The organism is Nitrospira sp. Nam74, assembly GCF_965152615.1.
The window spans coordinates 5135847-5152944 of the sequence record NZ_OZ224220.1 but is presented as its reverse complement, the minus strand read 5'-3'; the positions used below and the strand labels follow the sequence as shown (position 1 = coordinate 5152944).

Here is a 17098-nt window from a genome sequence, read left to right as displayed (position 1 = left end):
GTTCCCTTGGTTAGAACGATGGTGACGCGTCTTCGAGCGCGCGTAGTCGCTCAGTTAACTTCATGTTCTCCGAATAGTCCACCGGGCAATCGATTACAACAGGGCCATCGTGCCCACAGGCTTCAACCAGACAGGGCCGAAGCTCAGATGGAGCGGTGACGCGCATCCCTTTGGCGCCGAAGCTCTGCGTTAGCTTCACCAGATCGGGATTACCGAACTCGACCAGGCCGGTTCGCCCAAACACGTTCTGTTGATTCCAACGGATCACGCCATACGCATCGTCCCGCCAGACGAGCACGACAATGGGCAAGTGCTCGCGCACGGCTGTCTCCAATTCCTGCACGTTCATCAGGAAACCCCCGTCTCCAGTGACCGTGACTACCCGGCGATCGGGATAAGCCAACTTTGCCGCGATGGCGCCTGGTAATCCGATGCCCATGGCGGCATAGCCGTTGGAGATGATGCACGTGTTCGGTAGTTCGCAGGGAAACATGCGTGCCATCCAGAGCTTGTGTGCCCCGACATCGCAGACAACGACATCCTCCGACTGCACGACAGCCCGTAGCGCGTGAATGATATCTTGTGGCCGCGGCGGTCCAGCATGTGTGTGGCTTGCCTCCATGTCAAGCCCACTTGCCACGCGCTGCCGCTGTGCTCTTGCCCAGTCATGCTTGAACGGTTTCAATCCGGTTCCGATGTGCTCCAGTGATAAGGCCGGATCGCCCAGCACGCCGACGTCCACAATGTAATGCGCATCCACTTCTGCCGGCGTCAGATCAACGTGGACAATGTGTTTGTCACGGTTGGGATTCCAAAAACATGGCGCATACTCGACGAAGTCATAGCCGACCGCAATGACTACATCGGCCTCTTCCATCGCGAGATTGGAATAGTCTCGCCAGCGAAAGCCGATGGTATAGAGAGACAGCGGGTCGCTATCCGGCATGATGCCTTTGCCCATGAAGGTATGGACGACGGGGATATTAAGGCGTCTTGCAAACTGCCGGACGGCCTCATGCGCCTGCCGCCGGACCACACCATTCCCGGCGAGAATCAACGGTCGCCGAGCACCTTGAATGAGGTGAATCGCGCGTTGGACTTGCGCGTGAAGCGGTTCCGGCATCATGGGCCCCTGCACCAACAAAGGACGATCGCCTTCGGGATCGCTCATGCCGGCCGCCACATTCTCGGGCAACTCCAGATGCGTGGCCCCGGGCTTTTCTGTTTGGGCGACCTTGAACGCTTTCCGAAAGGCTTCCGGAATAACCGCCGGCACTGTAATCTGTGCCTGCCACTTCGTCACCGGTTTGAACATGGTCATGACATCAATGTACTGATGCGACTCCTTGTGCATGCGGTCGAGCGACGATTGCCCTGTGAGAGCCACCAGAGGCGCATGATCCATATTGGCATCGGCCACGCCGGTCAACAGATTCGTCGCCCCGGGCCCGAGGGTCGATAAGCACACGCCGGCCTTACCCGTGAGGCGGCCGTAGACATCCGCCATGAATGCCGCGCCTTGTTCATGTCGAGTCGTGATGACGCGAATGCGGGAATCGAGCAGGGCATCGGTAAGATGAAGGGTCTCTTCCCCCGGCAAGGCAAACAAGAAACGTACGCCTTCATTTTCGAGACAATGCACGACCAGTTCTGCGGCTTTCATAGATTCACTATCAGACCATTCAACGCCCTGGTCAAGTCGTCCTAAACGAAGTTATTTATGGAAGCTACTGCCGCATCTGACTCTCTCGGCCATCGCAGCTTTTTCCTAATTGAAACCGGAAGGCACGGCAGCATGTTCAAACAGGTCATCCAGCAAGGCCGCAGCCGAAGTCAAAGCCGCAGGCGTAGCCTCTGGGCTACGTTGAGGACTTTGAAGCGGCGAGAACGAAGCTGATGACCTGTTTCGACATCCTGCTAGAGGGAATCGAAAAGTCCGGCGGGAAACGGTATAGTGAGCAAAATGGGTAAGATGATCGATCGTGATGAAGTCGTCGACTTGGTCCTGAACCGCGTGAAAGGCAGCGGGGCCGAGTACGGCGATGTCCGTATGCTGGAGAGCCGGACGCAGGTCCTCTACGGTGAAGATCGCCGGATCGCCCGCATTCAGGACAGCGAAGACAGCGGGTTTGGCGTGCGGGTGCTCTATCATGGTGCCTGGGGATTCGCGTCCAGTTCCGTGCTGACGGCCGGGGAAGTGCGGCGCGTCACCGATTTGGCCGTTGAAATTGCCAAGGGATCGGCACGTCTCGTCAACGATCCTGTCACGCTCTGTCACGAGCCGGTCCATGTCGATTCCGTGGTCACGTCGGCGCGCGTGGATCCGTTTGCCGTGCCCCTCGAAGAGAAAACCCGCCTCCTGCTGGAGACCATGGAAACCCTGCACAAGCAGGCGGGTATTGCCCGCAGCAGCGCCAGCCTGTGGGCCCGGCGGGATAAAAAAGTGTTTGCGTCCACCGAAGGATCGAAGCTGCAATTCGACCTGTTGGCCGTTGAGGGTGATTTCGAAGCGACTGCCGTGCATGCGGGCCGCTTTGCATCTCGGAGCTTCAACACGCCTCATTTGCGGACGGGCTATGAGCTGATCAGCGACGCACAATTTCTCAAGGAAGGCCCACGCGTCGCGGCGCAGGCCGTCGAAAAAGTCAAAGCGCCTGAAGTCGCAGCCGGAGCATATGATCTCCTGCTCGATCCCGAACACCTTGCCCTCACCATTCATGAATCGTGCGGGCATCCGAGCGAACTGGATCGCGCGCTCGGCTATGAGGCGAACTATGCCGGCACGAGCTTTCTCACGACAGACAAGCTCGGCTCCTTTCGCTATGGTTCGCCACACATCAATCTCGTCGCCGACAATACGGAGCCGGACACGCTGGCCGCGACCGGCTATGACGATGACGGCGTGGCGTGCCAGCGCTGGGACATCATTCGCGAAGGCATGTTTGTCGGTTATTGTACGAATCGCGAGGTGGCGCCAAAAATCGGCCAGACGCGCTCGCGAGGATCGAATCGCGCAGATAGCTGGGGCTCCGTGCCGATGGTCCGCATTGCGAACATCGGCCTGGAGCCTGGAAAAGCTTCTGTCGAGGATATGCTTACCGACATCAAGCGCGGCATCTATATCGAAGGCCACGGCTCCTTCAGCATCGATCAGCGCCGGTACAACTTTCAATTCGGCGGCGATGCCTTCTGGCTGATCGAGAACGGCAAGCGCACACACATGCTACGCGACGTGATTTACCATGGCATCACGCCGGAGTTCTGGGGCAAGTGCGATGCCGTGGCCGATCCCTCGCATCGTCGGCGCTTCGGCTTCATCACGTGTGGCAAGGGCCAACCCGGCCAGTCCGGGTGGATGACCCATGCCGCTGCCCACGCGCGCTTTCGCAACATCAGTGTAATCCCTGGAAAGGCGGGGGCATGACGGATCAGCGTCCCGATGCCAGTGATGTCGTCAATGCCGAAGGTCTGATCACGCGCGATCAGTTTCGCCGGCTGGCCGATCTCGTCTTGAAGGTGTCCGAAGGCGACCAGACCTTTCTCTCGCTCCACGATGCCAGCGCGGGCACTACCCGGTTCGCCAACAATCAAATCGTCCAAAACGTCAACACGCACCGAGTTTCCTTGGCCGTGACCGTGGCGTTTGGGCGAAAGCAGGGCACTGCGACCGCCACGGATTTCGGCGAAGATGCCATCCGTGACATGGTCCGGCGCGCGACCGAGATTGCCCGCGTCTCGCCGGAAGATCCGGAATATATGAAGCCGCTGCCGCCACAGGAGTATGTGCCGCTGGAGACCATGCGCGAGGACACGGCGCTGGCCGGCCCTGAAAAGCGCATCATGTATGCGGCCGAGGCCATCCAGCAATGCCAAGCCGGTGGATTCACCGCAGCGGGCATCGTCGCCTCATCAGTCGCGGCGGTGGGGCTCGCCGCCAAGACGGGTTTGTTCGCCTATGAGCCGCGCACCGAAGCGAAGTTCAGCATCACCGCGATAGGAGGCGAGGCCAGCGGCTGGGCGGCCAACGTGCATCGTTCGATCGATGCATTGGAGGTACCCGGGCGAACCCGGCTGGCCATTCAAAAGGCGAAGCGAGCGGCGAAACCAAAGGAACTGCCGCCCGGCCGGTACACGGTGATTCTCGAACCATCCGCGATCGCCTGCCTGATCGGTCCGATGATTTGGGCGATGGATGCCAAATCGTTCTACAAGCGGACCAGCCCGTACGAAGGCAAGTTGGGACGGCTCATCATGGATCGTCGCCTCACGCTCAGCAATCAACCGCGGCATCCCGATCTGCTCGGCAACGGATTCAACAGCGAAGGGCTGCCGGCCGAAGAGTTAGCCTGGATCCAAAACGGCGTGCTCAAGCAACTCCGCTATGATCGGTACACCGCGCAAGAACATCACGTCCATCCGTCGCCGGCGTTGGACGCGCCGTATTTATCCGGCGATGGCCCCGAGGCCGCCAATATCGACGAGTTGATCAGGTCGACGCCGCGCGGGATCCTCGTCACCAATTTCTGGTACATCCGTGACGTCAACCCCACCGATATGACCCTCACCGGCATGACCCGTGATGGCGTCTTTCTCATCGAAGATGGCCGGATTGCCACGCCGCTCGTGAACTTCCGCTGGCACGAAAGCCCCTTCCGCGCGTTCAGCAATGTGGAAGCGTTCACCGCGCCCACCGATGCCGTCTCCAACGAAAACTGGAAAATGCAGCTTCCCGCCATGAAGATTGCCGATTTCAATTTCTCCAGCGTGACACGCTTCTAAGCAGTTTCGAATCTGGAAAAGGTTGTCCCATCACCGCCGATACGTGATTGCCCGTTAGCCGTCTTGCTCCTCTCCGGTGGTGAAGTTACGATGAAGGAAAGGTGGAGGTCCGCATGCCCGGAGCATCACGTGCCATGGGCAAGATCGCTCGCATCGAACAATTCCTGAAACACGACCTCTGGGTCATTGAGGTCGATTCGCTGCACGGCCTGCAACGGGTCGGCGTGCAACTCCTTCGGCTGATCTGGGCGGCGGCGACAGAGTTTAGCAATCGCCTGCTGGATGCGAGGGCGGCAGGACTGGTCTACACAACACTCCTGTCGTTCGTGCCCTTTCTCGCCGTCACGTTTTCCGTCCTCAAGTCCTTCGGCGTGCATCAAATGATAGAGCCGGTCCTGAAGCAAGTCTTGGAACCGCTCGGACCGAAGGGAACCGAAATCACCAACCAGGTGATCGGGTTTGTCAACAACGTGGAGGTGGGGGTCCTTGGAATCGTCGGCATCGCGGGGCTTCTGTACACCACCTATTCCCTGATCGACAAAATCGAAACGACGTTCAATGCTATTTGGCGCGTACGGCAGGGGCGCTCGTGGGGAAGAAAGTTTACGGACTACCTCAGTGTCGTGTTGGTGGGACCGGTGCTTGTGGTGACGGCTTTTGGACTGCTCGCCTCGGTCCAAAGCAATGCCTTGGTTCAGCGGGTTCTTGGGCTGCAGCCCTTTGGCTATGTCGCCGTCTGGGCTGCTAAGTTCATGCCGTTCGTGCTCCTGTGCGGGCTCTTCACATTTTTGTATAAATTCGTGCCGAATATTTATGTGCGATTGACATCCGCACTGGTCGGCGGGGTCACCGCCGCCTTGCTATGGGCAATCGCCGGGGAGGCGTTTGCTGCCTTCGTCGCGGCTTCATCCAACTACAGCGCCATCTATTCAGGCTTTGCCATTCTGGTCCTGTTCCTCTTGTGGCTATACATCGGGTGGGTCATCATTTTAGTCGGGGCCCAAGTGGCCTTCTTCCATCAGTATCCTGCCGCCTACCTCACGCAGTTCCTCTGGGCAGACCGGTCCTATGCCTTTCGAGAACGCCTGGTGCTGGTTTTGCTCGTGGACATTACGCGACGCTATCTTCAGGGTGAGCCACCGTCTCAACCTTCAGAACTCGCCTGCGAGCTCGATGTTCCCGTGTCTGTTGTCGAGGAGCAGATCGATGACCTGGTCAGATATGGCGTTCTCTGTCGAATGGTACAGCCTGAAGGCGTCGGGTTGGTGAAACCCCCGGAACTGATTTCAGTCGCGGAAGTGTTAGAAGCCATTCGAGACGGAGTCCCAATCGGGCGCGGTCTGCGAAGTGAGGTAACCGATGAAGTGGATCGTGTCTTGGAACGTCGCGACCGTGCCGTCAAAGACGCGCTGGCCGGAATTACCCTCCGGTCGCTTGCTCAAGGGCCCCATCAAAAATCGGCCGCACAGATCCGGGCGTGAAGGTTCGAGCGCGACCAATATGATGCACCCCGCCGTCGCGCGGTCCATTGGGCATTGGCGTTCTTCGTCGAACTCTATTTAAATTAAAGCCGCGCTGTCGTCATTTCAAATGGGCTGGCGAGAACTGAACGTGGGAAAGTGGATGGCCTGCCTGCAGCCCGGTGAATATACGATCCGCGCCCGGCTGGGGTGGAACTGGCTCGGGGATTCACTCGCTTATGAGTGTGTATTTGCTGGCCCTGTGGATGCTGACGTATTTAGGTCGCCCGTTTGAGTGAGCACGTGCGAAGATTGACTGAAAGTGTTAAGGGACTGTCATCCAATCGTCAGGCAATCTAATCCTGACAAATTTCATCGACCGTCGGACGTTCGTATTTGCTGATGTAACTATTATAGGTTTTGATTTCTTCTTCAAATCTGCACTCTGAATACAAACACCATGCAGCCTTCCTTACTTCACTATATTCAAGGCTATTTCTCTGGCATTGTGGGCATGTTCCAGCCATGAGAGCACCTCCGATTATTTGAGTGAATATTTCTTTTCATTGTGTCCGCGCACACTGCCAAACACTCGCTCATATGCTCTGGCCTTTACGCCTTCAAATACGCGGACCCGTACCTGTGCGAATTTTTCTAGGAAATCTTTTGAATCGGGGTCGGGGTAAGGCTCGATATACACGACCTCGTTAATCCCCGCATAGGTGATCTGCCGAGCACATTGGGAACAAGGAAAAGTAGTGGTGTAAAGGATGGCATCTCTCAGACTCTCTTTTCCGGCATTCATGATGGCCATATTCTCCGCATGAATTGCCGTACATCGAGACATTCCTCTATCAGGTGCATAGGCAAGCGCTAGACTCTTACGGCACTTTTTACAGCTGAAGTTTTCGCCAAGTGATTTAAAATCTTCTATGTGTTCGCCACATAGCGGACAAGCAGGACGCTTGGCTACCATGGATTCAATCTGCTCTCGCAACCTAGCATCTTTATAGCAGTAGTTGAAGAGTTTTGGACACGGTGTGAGCGGCTCTGGATTTTCATTGTATCCCGTGGCGATGACTCTACCTTTGCGGTCTGTTATCACAGCTCCAACCGTACGTTTCAAACATTGTGATCGTAAGGAATGTGTAAATGCTGTCGCCATTGCTACTTCATCATGGTGAGGTGCACGCACTGTTTCGCCCTTTAACAATGACAGATATTCGGCAACTTTGTTCTTCAAAGCTTGAACTGCCGCTGCCTCTGGATGATGCGAATCATCATTTCTTATGACAATATCAGCCTTATCAACACACAGCTGCACTTGTTGTCCGTGAGTGGTTTCCTCGTTATGGTCTCTCTTATCGTCCTCTAAGAATTCTTTATGATTGTCCTTATACTCGTTTTTTACTCGATCCCATCTTATATGTTGTGGGCACCAGACGGTTATGAGGTAGAAATTTGGAAATGTATGTCGGAGAAAATCTACCTCCTCGGCGTTTCTGATTCCATCAAAAACAACAAGAGATCCATCGCCAAGGGTGTCCGCCTGCTGTACTGAGGTTTCAGCGAGGATATGCGCCCCTTTTGATTCTCTTAGCTCATTGCCAATATCCTGCAATTCCTTCTTTTGCGGTTCTTTTCTTATCGCTTCCGCTTTTTTCCTTTTCTCCCGTTCGCTCCATTCCAGCTTAATCGGTTCAGATAACGAGACTCTTTTATATCCAGGAGCCGCAAGTGCTTTTGCTAAGGTAGTACAACCGCCACCAAAGGATCCGGTGATACCAAGTATGAGCGCTTTGCGGTCTATTGGCATTTCAATCAGTGGATCGCAGTATAGTGGATGATTGGATCCATGAAAGAAAATTGGGTTAGCGATTGTGTGAAAACGAGCTGAGAGTTGCTAGGTAAAATGCTTTTGGCGTAGATCAAGCGACGGAAGACCTCATGCCCTTAGGCAGGAGTTACTATAGAAGAAGTCATGCAAATGTCAATAAATCATTTAGTGACTCATAAACCAGAGCTAAGAGTAAGTTATATACCTTGTGGAAGATCCGAAATAATTTCCTTAGCTTTCATCGGCTGAACATCTTTCTGTGCGTACAAAGAGTTGAAGCCGCGCGGCATGAGCCGCGTCTACTGATCGCTTGGTGACTCGGTCGAATCGGATGCCGACGTAGTGGGGGTGCAGCTTAGCCACCAAAGCTTTCGGCCGGATCGGTCCTTTCTCGAACAGCGCAAGAATTTTTGCCTTCGGCCGTGCCAGCTCAGATGGTGGTACAACGCTTAGGTCACCCCAGCGGAAGCCATTGCTGGCATTTCTTAATTGACTCCATCCTTCTCAAAAAGTAGCCTGTCATCGCTTTCTAGTTTTACCTTAGGATCTTCGGAGGAATCGGAATGACAGTGATGAAACTATGGCGCCGCAGTAAGGGGCTTATCATAGGGTTGATCCTGGCGTGCCTCTGTTCAGGTTGCGTGGCATTGGCAGTGGGAGCTGCGGGCGGTGTAGCGGGCGCGGTCTACGTCATGGGCAAGTTGCAGGAAGAGCTGAATCACCCCATTACGGCCGTCCATGAAGCGACACTCCAGGGCCTGCGCGATCTAGATCTGCCTATCGCTGAAGACAAGTCGGACAAGCTGGCGGCCCATGTGGAGTCGAAACTGGCCGATGGTACTCATGTGTGGATTGATCTGAATTCAATTGCCGATTCGCGGACCAGACTCACCATTAGGGTCGGTGTCGTAGGGGACGAAGCTCGATCGCGCAAAATTCTTGCTGCAATCAAACCACATCTTTCCTGACAGCGTCGGTATGAGCAGCTGCCGTGCGCGGCTGTAACCACTTGATGTCATGGGCGCCTGGCGCGAAAGGCTTGCGGCATATCTGAAATAATGCCATCGACTGCCATGTCACTCATGCGTGCGATGTCGTCAGCATCGTTCACGGTGAAGACGAAAACCTGGAAACCCGCACCGTGCATTGATGCAACGACCGGCTTCACCACTCGATCAAACCTGATACCGACATGATGAGCGTTGAGCTTGGCCGGGATGCGAGCGGTAATGCGTGCACGGCTGATGAGTGGCATGATCGTGGCCGAGGGAAGCCATTCTCGCACACCTGATAGCTCTTTATGGTGGAATGACGCATAGATCACGGGGCTGCTGAACGCGCTTCGCTCCACGATTTCGGTCACCCGTTTTGCCAGGCCTCTGATTTTCAATTCCAACATGAGTCCGACCCGACCGTCTGTGACCTTCAGCACTTCCTCTAACGTCGGCACGTGCTGGCCATCTTTCGTTTTGATTCGTTTGAGCTGCGCCAGGGTGAGATCTTTGATTCGCCCGTGGCCGTTTGTCGTTCGGTCGATCGTTGCATCGTGGAGCACGACGACGTGGCCATCGCGGGTGAGGCGAAGATCGATCTCGACGTAGTCCACGCCGAGCTCGATGGCTGTTTCTATCGAGCCGATCGTGTTTTCCAGGACGTGGCCGGCGGCCCCGCGGTGTCCTATGCGCAGCGGTTTGCCCATAGGCCTCAATCTAACTGACATGACGATGAGTGTCGAACTGTTATAATGGGGCTATGGAGCACTTGAAAATTAAAACCGCGCGCCTCAAGCAGGTCGTAGATCTTACCGATCGGCTCAATCAGATACTTTCTGAGAACGCGATGGCGGAAGGGCTGTGCTCTGTCTTTGTCACCCATACGACGGCGTGCCTCACGACCGGTGAAGTAGGGGAAGGAACGGAAAAGGATTTGCTGGACGTCGTCGAACAGATGATCCCCAAAATCGACTTTCGACATGGTCATGATCCCTCGCATGCATGGTCACACATGGCATCATCGATTCTGGGTCCCTCACTCACGATTCCCGTGCTTGACGGCGCTCTACTACTCGGAACTTGGCAATCCGTGTTACTCGTCGAACTCGATGGGCCACGGGAGCGCGATGTGCACGTCACATTGATACGGTCAGAGTAATTTGTCTCCGGGCGGGCCATGTCGTTCTACTTTCCGCAGAACACTACGTTGATTTGTCGGTATCTGATTCAGTAAGGACCTGCACATTTCAGATACTACGCTCCCTGGTGTACGTCTCACGAAGATTCCTATTCTCCCCTTTCTGGCGCGGTGAAACGGAGTACACATTTGACGTGTGCCTTTGCCGCCGTGGACGGGACGACCGCGGCATATTACAGTTTGTATGCAAAAGGCACTCTGCCGATCCTGCGAGAGGGGCGACTGAAGCAGTCGCTTCAGCCGCCCGTTCCGACTACTGAAGGCCCAAGACGGACATGAGATAACTCACGACCTGCCAGGGGCAGTAGCCCAATGCTTGCTCAAGAGGGCACATCCGACTCACCTCCTTTCACGCCTCCCAGGTACGCCCAAGCCTTTCGAGGCGAACGGGACGAGGCTTAGGGTTAACGGTTAAGCGAATCGGACTATGTGAAGGTATCAGATGCGAAGCACGGTGCTTTTGATTGAACAGTGGGTGGAAGGAGCTGAGAACGAGCGATCCGGGATGCGCGTGGAGATAACTCTTGCCGAAAAGAGGCCAGAGCAGTGTTCGAGGAGTGGGCATCCCGCAAGCGAGATGGGCTGAACCGAATCTGTCCCGCTCTGTGGGCCTATCGTTGTAAAGGCATCACAGATTTGTGGAGGAACGCCATGATCCGAAGAGGAGCAGTCCGCTGGCATAGAGGCCGAGGCGGAAGGGAGCGGGAGGAGGCATGCATAGGCGTTGAACGTGAGAACGAGAAGCAGAATGTTTAGGAAAACGGCCGCCGCGGCTTTCATGTGTAAATTCTATACGCTCATACTGTGGACATCAATTGCGGGTTACTACCCACACGGCATCTGATCAATCTGATTCCACTAGTTTTGGTTTATGAGGAATTCCGGGGGAGTTAGGCAGATTGAGATTTCTGCGTGACCTTCACATGCGACGGTCGTCCAATGCGAGTATCAGGGCGTGGGTCCCGGCATCGGCCCTAGCCGTGCGCTTGTACTGATAGATAGGGCTGGTGAACGAGAGCGAGGCCCGGCAAAACGACTAGTCTCCGCAAAGTTTGCGATGTCAATCCAACTATTATGCTGAGCCTGAGCGGTTAGCGCCTTAAGAAGACATCAGCCAACAAATCCCGATACAGATCAATCATACGACTCGCTGCTGCATCAATTTTTTGGTACTTCGGTAGCTCTATGGTCAACGTCGTGATCGCCGCGCGGCCAGGAGTTGGAACTGGAGCCCAATCGCCCAGGGAGTTTCCCTCGGTCAGACGTGGCGAAAAATACTCCACGGTGGAGGGAAGGCAGGCGGTGTTGCCGGCGAAAGGAGAAAAAGATGCCGTGCTGTCCTCTGTCTTCGGAAGTGGATCTCGCTTAAGACGGTGAAGGGCATCCTTCAGCATACGACTGGCCAGTAATCTATCTGCTTTGTATTGACGAGAATTTATGACTTTATGAGAAATTGGATCCATGCCACGAGGATCGACAAAGATCCCCGGCCCTTCTCCTCCACACTCCGTTAGTTGGCCGTCCTTGCAGGGGTAACAAGTGCCTTCGCGACTGTGTGCGTGAATGGCGGCCAATCGCTCAGGCTGAAGGTGCTCAATAAGCTGGAGAAGCATGCGGGTCTCCGGCAACATCCGGATACTCGTCCGTTGTCCCCTAGCCGGTCGTTTGTGTGCCTTTCCGGATTTTGAGGGTACTCTAATAAAGAGCTCCGGGTCAGTGGACCTTCGCGCTCCATGGGAGCGCGCCATCTTATAGTTCTCCCCTGGCAACGGCAGATTCAAATTCGGCTCAATGTCGTGCCGCACAACTTTCGGCTTCTTCTTGTTACCGGCGCCGTCCTCAATGAGGCCAATGCCGCCTGGAACATAGCGTTGCCCGGTGGCCGAGGTTCTCGGAATAACGACCGGCACCAAGATGGTCGTGAAGAAGGGTGGGTCGTGGGCCGCGGCCCTGCGTCGAAGCAAGCTTCGAAGGCGATTCACCACTTCAATTCCTGCCGCTTCGTCACCATGAACGCCGCTAATGATCAGTGCCCGACGGTCTGTCCGTCCAGGGAATAATATGGCTCGTACTGGGTGGTTCGGCGTCGACCCCGGCAAGATCCCTTCGAACTCGACACCTTCTCCTGTCGCAGGTGACGTGCGCGCCCGCAAGAAGTCGAAGAACGAATCATTGTTGCGGAGGGCAGACACCACACTCGCTGCATGCCCGGTTTCAACCCGCGCCACAGTCATATCGCTTTGACATCCGGCAAGACTTGCCCATAGCAGCTCACTCAACGAAATAACAACGGTGACTAAATTCGCAGTGCGCATGTGATGGCTGGCAGATCAAGGCCGACCATCCCGAGAGTAATCACACTCTTGTAGAGACGCCATAAGCCTACCTGAAGAACGGTTGTAGAACTCTTTCTTACTAACTATAGCGAGGTGTTAGAGGTCTTGAACGTCTCTGGCCGGCTGTAATTAACGGACTTCGAACTCTCCGTAGAACCTGGTGAGGACATGCCTAGCCACCTTAGGGGTGATCAGTGATTTATCTACTCACCTCTCTCGCGTAAGCTACCCGACGAGCCGTCAGAGGAGGCGAACTAACTTTTAATCGTGGAGTTCATCATGAAAGCCGTTGTGTTTATCGGCTTGCTCGTCGCCATCACTCCCTTTGTGGGATGTGTCGGACAACGAGAGCCCGCGCAAACAACGCTGCAACTTGACAACGTGATGTCTCGACTCGACAACGTTCAGCGGAGTATGAGTGAGCAGACTGCTGCAATTGAAGCTCTGAAGGTTGAGACGAGAGCAGCGACTCTATCGGGCAGCAGTGAGGAAGCTCGTGTGGAAGAGATCAGAAGGCTGTCGGATGTATCGCAGGAGACCCATGCCGAGCTCGTAAAAGTTACGGCGGAGCGTGACACCGCAGTCGCCAACCTGCAATCGGAAGGCGCGCTGCGTTTTGAGCTTCACGAGCAGATCGGCCGACTTCAGGCAGAGCGCGATGAGCTCGAACGGGTCGCCACAGAGCTGAAGGAAAAAGCAGAACGCCTACAGGGCGAAATCGTTACCATGCAGAAGGAGCTCAGTGCCGCGCACCAGGAGCGGCAAGCAATGAACCAGGCCCTCGAGGAAATGAGGGCTGCCGCGCAAGCTGAAGGGCGTGAAAAGGAAGAGCTTTTTATTCGTCTGAATATGGCTGACGAACGGCAGCGGGAGATGAGTGCGACCTTGGAGGCCGAACAGAACGCAATCGTGGCGGTATCTCACGATCGGGATGCGGTTCAGCGACAGATCCATACCTTGCACGACGAGCTCACGCAGGCGCATGAGGCGTTGGCGGAGGCGGATCGTCATATCAGCCGGCTCAGCGAAGAGAACGATAGGCTCAAGGCGGAGGGGGCGCATATCGGCATGCAACACCTAGACAATGAGCTACAGTCGCAACAGCTTACCCCAGAGCTGAGTCACGCCAGGCGCCGGATATCAGAGATGAGCCAGACTTTTACCGCTGTTGACGAGCAGGGAAGTCGGGCGGAGCGCGAAGGACCACTGCTCGCGGTACTGCCGGATCGCGAGGGCAAGCTAGAGCAGTCTAGTCCAATGGAGACCACCGAGAACCAGGTGGTAGACAGGAAACCTCTGGAACCCAAGGGCGTGCCGGAGGATGAGCGTAGCCAACTGACAAAAGCTCAGGAGGCGTTGCAAAGCGTTTTTTTGGCTGAAATCGCGCATGAGGATATTAAGGTTCAGCAGTTGGAGGACCAGCTCATCGTGAACTTGAAGAAGCAAGCCTTGTTCAGCTACGGACAAAGTGAGCTCCATGCTAAAGGGCTGACGGTGCTGAGGCGAGCCAGTGCCGTTTTTCAAAGTCTCACCGACAAATACATCCGTATAGAAGGCTACACGCCGTATACCACTGCCGGCGCTAACCTGCAGGAACGTGTGCGCTTTCAGTCGAATTGGGTATTGTCCGGTGAACGGGCCATCGCGGTTCGTCAGTACTTTATCGAGAAAGGCGGCGTGCCGGCATCTAATGTATCAGCCGGAGGATTTGCAGTACGGGTCGGAACCACTGATCGAGGAGAAGAGTTACACGTCAATGAACTGCGCATCCATATCGGACTTCATCCAAAGGATCTGAGTGTTACGAGCATGCCTTAAAGCGAAGGCATGGTATGTAGTGCCTCGTGTCTTCGCCGCCTCATGGATCTCTTGCGCCAAGTGCGGCGATATCATCGCCATGTCCACCAACCAGCCAATAAACGAGCGTTACCGGAATAGACGTCTCGCACGTCTTGCGGAAGTCCGACCATCGTAAAGATCACATCGGACTGTTCGGCAAGCGATTTCGGAGTTTCAGCCCAGCGGCCTTCTTCGGCCAACCGACCCACCGCTTGCGCCTTCGTTCGGGTATGCAGCGTGATTCCATACCCGTGCTTGAGCAGGTGTGCCGACAGGGCCGCGCCCATGATGCCGATGCCGATCCAGCCGACTCGCGTACTCGAGGGGTACTATGTGTTGTATCCGAACGTCGCGCATCATTCACGACGCTCATAATTTGCATGTGCCGTCCTTCCGGAACATCTCGGTTCCTCCAATGATAGGTGAGACACCACAGCATGGGCAGGGAGTCAAGCGGATGCGCTCATGTCACAAACATTCTGAAATATTCCGAGTGAGCAGCTTAGGGATTTGTAGGTGCTTAACGACTAGACCCCTCCTTATCGAAGTCTTAGAGTAACGCTATGCGTTCGAGAGCGACCGGATATCTCGATGAAGCTATTTCCCCGCCCCCTTACCAGCACAATGTAAACGACAATGTTGGTGTGCACATCGAATGAGCATCCCTATCAAGCATGGTCCGAGTCAACGCCTCAAGGAGGCTGACGAGTGGAGATAGATAATTGCACCGCCGTCCACAAGCCACACAAAAGACGCGTACCAAGAGGGCGAGACCTCGTCGCATGACGTACACCCTTAGCGAGGAGCTTTCAATCGGTTTGAGCCACCTCTCGCTGGCGTAGATCAGATTGATGATGTGCGTAAGGAGGACCTGTGAAAAGACTCATGCTGAATCTCATGGTGTTGAGCTGTATGGCCTGTTCTCAAAATGTCACGATTCCGCCCGCCGGACAAGATACGGCCCCGAATATCACGATCAACGCGTTCGTGGTGCAGCAACCGAGTGGGTATAGCGGAGACGTGGAACCCGGGAAAGCCAATGTCGGCATGACGACGTCAGTCAATGTCACGCAAGGGGCGCAGGTGCAGTTCAGCGGCAGCGCCAAAAACCCGGGTGGCGTGCAGGAGTTTAGCATCAGCATGATGCAAGGCGGCAAAACGTTGTATCACGTGACGACCACCAGCACACCGGATGCGAGTGGGCGCGTACCGGATTTACTCAGCCTGGTGGGGACAAATGACGCCGGTGGCCCCGGCAGTCAACCGATGGTCGTGACCTTGTCCACGCCGGTCATCCTGACGGCTACGGCGACCAATTTCCATGCGATGAGCCAGAGCATCAACATAACCTATAACCCGGTGTCGACCAATATTATCGTTGGAGGAGGTCCCGGCACAGGACAGCCGCCTCCCCCGACCACAGGGCAGCTCTTTCTCTCGGCCAATCATGACTTGGGTCCGTTTCAAACGACGACCGCGCCGCCGGGATTTTGTCAGGCAACGCTTACATGGACGGTAACCCCGAACACCCTCACCGGGGCGACTGGTGTCAATACGCCCTATACGAATACCGTCACGGCAAATCCGACTCCGGCATGGCTGCAAGATGCAGCCTCAGGGTTGTATACGGCTCGATGTTCGTATGGGCAGATGGTCGGCAATCTTCGGACCGGCACATGGACGGTCGCTGTCAGCGCCAGCGGCGCCGGTGGCACCTGGCAGACTCAGTGCCAAGCGATTGTGTCGGCCGGCATGAACGGTAGGATATTCCGGTGGGGCCAGCAGGGCTGCCAATAGATTGGGCTAAATCCAGACCTTGTGGGAGGAGCACAGAACTGATGGCCACTGCGCTTCTGGGATGTGATCCCACGAGGGAACGCTTTGAAGTATTTCCTTTGAGAGCGAAGCGGCGCAGGTTCGGCAGCTCATCCGACGTGCCGGTGAGGCGGGGGGTGGCCAATCAGGGGTAGACAAGCTCGTGGTCGTAAGATGGCCACAGGGCGCTAGAGGGGAAGAAATGAGCCGAATGCCGATACATCTCCCTCAGCGGACATAAGCCTTCTTATAACCGGGATCTTCAGCATGTGGGGTTACGCCACAGCCGCAGATTCCGACACCGGCATGCACATCGCACTAACGCGACAAGGGAACATAGTAGTAAGTACCGTCTTTCCCGTTCACCTCGGGGACAAGGGTAGGCTCGTCATGCGGCTTCACGACAGTCACGGTGGAGATAAGCCCCTGCCGGTCTGATATGAGCTGTCCCTCGAGAGCGAACAGCCTGCCGGCTTCCACGGCGGGAGTCGGACCTCGATCGCTCCATACAACATAACTTCCACCAGGCGCGATACTGACCATTAGGTCGCCATCGCTCCAGAGGTATGACAGCCTCCCTGTGTTTCCCTTCCACACCCCCGCAACCTGAGCTGGAGTTTCCACTGAGACGGCATCCGAGGTCCGAGGTGGATGGCTGCGTGACATGCCGCAGCCCGCGAAAAAGACGGCGACGAGTAATACAAGACTTCTTTTGACCCAGTTTGGCATATCGGTGCCTCCAGAGTAAGCCGGGATCCCATGAGCGCCGATCCTATCCCATGTCAGGGGCCATTGCTACCGCTTGTTTCCACTGTGCTGACTACAAGGTCTATTGCTCTGGT

Annotated in this window: 13 protein-coding genes; 7 read left to right on the top strand and 6 right to left on the bottom strand. The window is 55.7% G+C overall.

The window, feature by feature from the left end; all coding sequences use genetic code 11:
- Positions 1–10 precede the first annotated feature (10 nt).
- Positions 11–1663 (bottom strand): acetolactate synthase large subunit, encoded by a 1653-nt coding sequence (locus ACWHYZ_RS24270; RefSeq protein ID WP_447985238.1) that lies wholly within the window; start codon positions 1661–1663, stop codon positions 11–13.
- A 309-nt stretch (positions 1664–1972) separates the two neighbouring features.
- Between ACWHYZ_RS24270 and ACWHYZ_RS24265 the strand changes: the two genes are divergently transcribed.
- The 3 genes from ACWHYZ_RS24265 (at position 1973) to ACWHYZ_RS24255 (ending at position 6260) form a co-directional block, all read left to right on the top strand.
- Positions 1973–3424, top strand: coding sequence for a TldD/PmbA family protein (locus ACWHYZ_RS24265; RefSeq protein ID WP_447985237.1), 1452 nt, complete (start codon positions 1973–1975; stop codon positions 3422–3424).
- The gene (locus ACWHYZ_RS24260) at positions 3421–4779 is read left to right on the top strand and encodes a TldD/PmbA family protein (protein ID WP_447985236.1); all 1359 of its coding nucleotides are present in this window, start codon (positions 3421–3423) and stop codon (positions 4777–4779) included. Before ACWHYZ_RS24265 ends, ACWHYZ_RS24260 begins: the two co-directional genes overlap by 4 nt.
- Before the next feature lie 113 nt (positions 4780–4892).
- Positions 4893–6260, top strand: coding sequence for a YhjD/YihY/BrkB family envelope integrity protein (locus ACWHYZ_RS24255; RefSeq protein WP_447985235.1), 1368 nt, complete (start codon positions 4893–4895; stop codon positions 6258–6260).
- A gap of 520 nt (positions 6261–6780) precedes the next feature.
- Here the strand turns inward: ACWHYZ_RS24255 and ACWHYZ_RS24250 are convergent.
- Positions 6781–8055, bottom strand: coding sequence for a deaminase (locus ACWHYZ_RS24250; RefSeq protein WP_447985234.1), 1275 nt, complete (start codon positions 8053–8055; stop codon positions 6781–6783).
- A 584-nt stretch (positions 8056–8639) separates the two neighbouring features.
- Between ACWHYZ_RS24250 and ACWHYZ_RS24245 the strand changes: the two genes are divergently transcribed.
- Positions 8640–9044 carry a DUF3568 family protein gene (locus ACWHYZ_RS24245; RefSeq protein ID WP_447985233.1) on the top strand — a complete coding sequence of 135 codons (405 nt, stop codon included), beginning with the start codon at positions 8640–8642 and terminating at the stop codon, positions 9042–9044.
- Positions 9045–9091: 47 nt separating this feature from the next.
- Here ACWHYZ_RS24245 and ACWHYZ_RS24240 read toward each other — a convergent pair whose 3' ends face one another.
- Entirely contained in the window at positions 9092–9775 is a 684-nt protein-coding gene (locus tag ACWHYZ_RS24240; RefSeq protein ID WP_447985232.1) for a glycerophosphodiester phosphodiesterase, read from the bottom strand.
- Positions 9776–9828: 53 nt separating this feature from the next.
- On the opposite strand from ACWHYZ_RS24240, the gene ACWHYZ_RS24235 reads away from it, so the two are divergent.
- Positions 9829–10227, top strand: coding sequence for a secondary thiamine-phosphate synthase enzyme YjbQ (locus ACWHYZ_RS24235; RefSeq protein WP_447985231.1), 399 nt, complete (start codon positions 9829–9831; stop codon positions 10225–10227).
- Positions 10228–11357: 1130 nt separating this feature from the next.
- Here the strand turns inward: ACWHYZ_RS24235 and ACWHYZ_RS24230 are convergent.
- On the bottom strand, positions 11358–12581 hold the full coding sequence (locus tag ACWHYZ_RS24230) for a hypothetical protein (RefSeq protein ID WP_447985230.1): 1224 nt from the start codon (positions 12579–12581) through the stop codon (positions 11358–11360).
- Between the two features lie 300 nt (positions 12582–12881).
- Here ACWHYZ_RS24230 and ACWHYZ_RS24225 point away from each other — a divergent pair, with 300 nt between their 5' ends.
- The gene (locus ACWHYZ_RS24225) at positions 12882–14420 is read left to right on the top strand and encodes an OmpA family protein (protein WP_447985229.1); all 1539 of its coding nucleotides are present in this window, start codon (positions 12882–12884) and stop codon (positions 14418–14420) included.
- A 71-nt stretch (positions 14421–14491) separates the two neighbouring features.
- Here ACWHYZ_RS24225 and ACWHYZ_RS24220 read toward each other — a convergent pair whose 3' ends face one another.
- The gene (locus ACWHYZ_RS24220) at positions 14492–14743 is read right to left on the bottom strand and encodes an NAD(P)-binding domain-containing protein (RefSeq protein ID WP_447987640.1); all 252 of its coding nucleotides are present in this window, start codon (positions 14741–14743) and stop codon (positions 14492–14494) included.
- A 571-nt stretch (positions 14744–15314) separates the two neighbouring features.
- Between ACWHYZ_RS24220 and ACWHYZ_RS24215 the strand changes: the two genes are divergently transcribed.
- A complete protein-coding gene (locus ACWHYZ_RS24215) occupies positions 15315–16238 on the top strand; it encodes a hypothetical protein (protein WP_447985228.1) in 924 nt (307 codons plus the stop codon).
- A gap of 336 nt (positions 16239–16574) precedes the next feature.
- Here the strand turns inward: ACWHYZ_RS24215 and ACWHYZ_RS24210 are convergent, their stop codons facing one another.
- On the bottom strand, positions 16575–16985 hold the full coding sequence (locus ACWHYZ_RS24210) for a hypothetical protein (protein WP_447985227.1): 411 nt from the start codon (positions 16983–16985) through the stop codon (positions 16575–16577).
- Between the last annotated feature and the right edge of the window lie 113 nt (positions 16986–17098).